Annotated in this window: 2 protein-coding genes; one reads left to right on the top strand and one right to left on the bottom strand. The window is 50.9% G+C overall.

The window, feature by feature from the left end:
- Positions 1-248: 248 nt before the first annotated feature.
- The gene (locus DFR44_RS09900; RefSeq protein WP_162845242.1) at positions 249-995 is read right to left on the bottom strand and encodes a YadA family autotransporter adhesin; all 747 of its coding nucleotides are present in this window, start codon (positions 993-995) and stop codon (positions 249-251) included.
- Here DFR44_RS09900 and DFR44_RS11460 point away from each other — a divergent pair.
- Positions 970-3,529 (top strand): hypothetical protein (locus tag DFR44_RS11460; protein ID WP_162845241.1); only part of this gene is annotated, 2,560 nt, incomplete at its 3' end. The two genes, DFR44_RS09900 and DFR44_RS11460, sit on opposite strands and share 26 nt — an antisense overlap.

Genomic DNA, 3,529 nt, shown 5'->3' with positions numbered 1-3,529 from the left:
ATTAACAAAATCCCCCGTTTTTAAATACGTGGACTTAAGTTCAGGGAAGCGGACGGCTGCAGAATCCTGCGCCGTGTTTTGCGCCTGCGCGCCCACAGCGAATAAAGACAAAACCAAGGCTGCGGCGGATATGAGTTGTTGATGTGTTTTCATTTTTAAATCCTTTAAATCTCAATTAAGAAGATGTTCAAACGTCTTTATAACAAGACATATTCGCCCCCAGATTTAAAAAACTGGGGGCACTTGCATTAATCGTGATTATCGTCCCACACTTTAGCAAAACCGAGGCGCGCCCCAACTTTACCTTGCTGTGATGCGGTCACACCACCCGATATACTCCAACGGCCGTTATCAGCAGTTTTGCGCCCAGATATACCGATGGCAGATTGACCATCGTAATAGCCAACACCCATGTATGTCGTGAACTTACCCGCCACCGAAGGCGCAGACTCAAGTGCCAAGGCTGCGGCTATCCCGCCTTTAAGGTCTTTAATGTCTGAGTTAAATCCATCCCTTACGGCTTTGAGTTGGCTCACATTCACCGCATCCGTATCGGCCGAACCCGCAGCGACATTTGTGATGCGCCGTTCTGCTCCTGACGAACCCACAGATACTTCACCCACAGGGGTTACACCCGCGATAGAACCCGAGCCTGGGTTGTAAGCGGCATTACTCAATGTTGAACCATCGGCCACTGAGTTAGCGCCCAACGCTACAGAATTGCTTCCTGATGAGCTACTGTTCGCACCAATCGCTATAGAACCCGAGCCTGACGAAACAGCCTTAGTACCAAAAGCCATCGAGTTTGTTCCACTGGCGGTTGCGCCATAACCTTCGGCGACAGAATTGGTACCGCTGGCAACTGATTTAGGTCCAATAGCAATCGCATTAACACCACTAGCAACCGAATCGGCTTCGGTTGAATTTGCATGGAAGTATTTCAGCTCGGTTGCAGAGTACGGTTTTAGAGTGAGAGAAGAAACCGTTGTCGACAACGATGCTATTGCACTGCTCGTAGTACTCAAGCCTGTCGAAGTGACTGTTGACAACGAAGCCACTGAACTGTTTGTTGTGCTCAAACCTGTCGAGGTCAACGTCGATAATGAAGCCACCGCACTGCTAGACGAGCTTACAGAACTTGTTGAATTCATTGATGAAACAACCGTTGACAATGACGCCACCGCACTATTGGTCGTACTCAAGCCTGTTGATAATGAACCTATTGAAACGATGGTTAATGTAGACAATGAAGCAATAGCACTATTGGCGAAGAAGAAGCCTGTTGAGGTCAAGGTTGACAACGAAGCCACCGCACTGTTAGTCGTACTAAAGCCCGTTGAACTCAAAGTCGATAACGACGCAATCGAACTATCTGCGGTACTCAATGCCGTTGAAGTCGCTGAAGATACAACTGTTGACAACGAAGCCACTGCGCTGTTGGTCGTGCTCAAACCTGTTGACGTCACCGTTGACAACGAAGCCACCGAGCTATTGGTTGTGCTAAAGCCCGTCGAAGTGACTGTCGACAACGATGCAATCGAGCTGCTTGTTGTACTGAAGCCCGTTGATGTCAATGTTGACAACGAGGCGACCGCGCTGTTGGTTGTGCTCAAGCCTGTCGACGTCACCGTTGACAACGAGGCAATCGAACTGTCTGCTGTGCTCAATGCCGTTGATGTCGCCGAAGACACAACAGTCGACAATGACGCAACCGCGCTATTCGTGGTGCTTAAGCCCGATGATGTAACGGTCGACAACGAAGCCACCGAGCTATTGGTTGTGCTAAAGCCCGTCGAAGTGACTGTCGACAACGATGCAATCGAGCTGCTTGTTGTACTGAAGCCTGTTGATGTCAATGTTGACAACGAGGCGACCGCGCTATTGGTTGTGCTCAAGCCTGTCGACGTCACCGTTGACAACGAGGCAATCGAACTGTCTGCTGTGCTCAATGCCGTTGATGTCGCTGAAGACACAACAGTCGACAATGACGCAACCGCGCTATTCGTGGTGCTTAAACCCGATGATGTAACGGTCGACAACGAAGCCACCGAGCTATTGGTTGTGCTAAAGCCTGTCGAAGTAACAGTCGACAACGATGCAATCGAGCTGTTTGTTGTACTGAAACCCGTTGAGGTCAATGTCGACAATGAAGCCACAGCACTGTTGGTGGTGCTCAAGCCTGTCGATGTCACCGTTGACAACGAGGCAATCGAGCTATCCGCCGTGCTCAATGCCGTTGATGTCGCCGAAGACACAACAGTCGACAATGACGCCACCGCGCTGTTGGTGGTGCTCAAGCCTGTCGACGTTACCGTTGACAACGACGCAATCGAGCTATCTGCTGTGCTCAACACCGTTGATGATGCTGAAGACACGGCTGTTGACAATGAGGCGACCGCACTATTCGTCGTACTTAAACCCGATGATGTAACGGTCGACAATGAAGCGATTGAACTGTCGCTTGTACTGAAGCCCGTCGAAGTCAATGTCGACAACGAAGCCACTGCGCTGTTGGTGGTGCTCAAGCCTGTCGATGTCACCGTTGACAACGAGGCAATCGAACTGTCCGCTGTGCTCAACACCGTTGATGATGCTGAAGACACGGCTGTTGACAATGAGGCTACCGCACTATTCGTGGTGCTTAAACCCGATGATGTAACGGTCGACAACGAAGCCACCGAGCTATTGGTTGTGCTAAAGCCCGTCGAAGTGACTGTCGACAACGATGCAATCGAGCTATCCGCCGTGCTCAATGCCGTTGATGTCGCCGAAGACACAACAGTCGACAATGACGCAACCGCGCTATTCGTCGTACTTAAACCCGTCGAGGTCAATGTCGACAACGAAGCCACTGCGCTGTTGGTGGCACTCAAACCTGTCGACGTCACCGTTGACAACGAGGCAATCGAGCTATCCGCCGTGCTCAATGCCGTTGATGTCGCCGAAGACACAACAGTCGATAATGACGCAACCGCACTATTCGTCGTACTTAAACCCGATGATGTAACGGTCGACAATGAAGCGATTGAACTGTCGCTTGTACTGAAACCCGTCGAGGTCAATGTCGACAACGAAGCCACCGCGCTGTTGGTGGTGCTCAAACCTGTCGACGTCACCGTTGACAACGAGGCAATCGAACTGTCCGCTGTGCTCAATGCCGTTGATGTCGCTGAAGATACAACAGTCGACAATGACGCAACCGCACTATTCGTGGTGCTTAAACCCGATGAGGTCACCGTTGACAATGAAGCGATTGAACTGTCGCTTGTACTGAAAACAGTCGAGGTCAATGTCGACAACGAAGCCACCGCGCTGTTGGTTGTGCTCAAGCCTGTCGATGTCACCGTTGACAACGAGGCAATCGAGCTGTCCGCTGTGCTCAACACCGTTGATGATGCTGAAGACACGGCTGTTGACAATGAGGCTACCGCGCTATTCGTCGTACTTAAGCCCGATGAAGTCACTGTTGACAATGAAGCGATTGAACTGTCGCTTGTGCTGAAGCCCGTCGAAGTCAATGTCGACAACG

The organism is Hydromonas duriensis (genome assembly GCF_004363775.1).
GTDB classification, from domain to species: Bacteria; Pseudomonadota; Gammaproteobacteria; order Burkholderiales; family Burkholderiaceae; genus Hydromonas; species Hydromonas duriensis.
The sequence above is the reverse complement of the archived record's forward strand: the minus strand, read 5'-3'. Positions and strand labels throughout refer to the sequence as shown.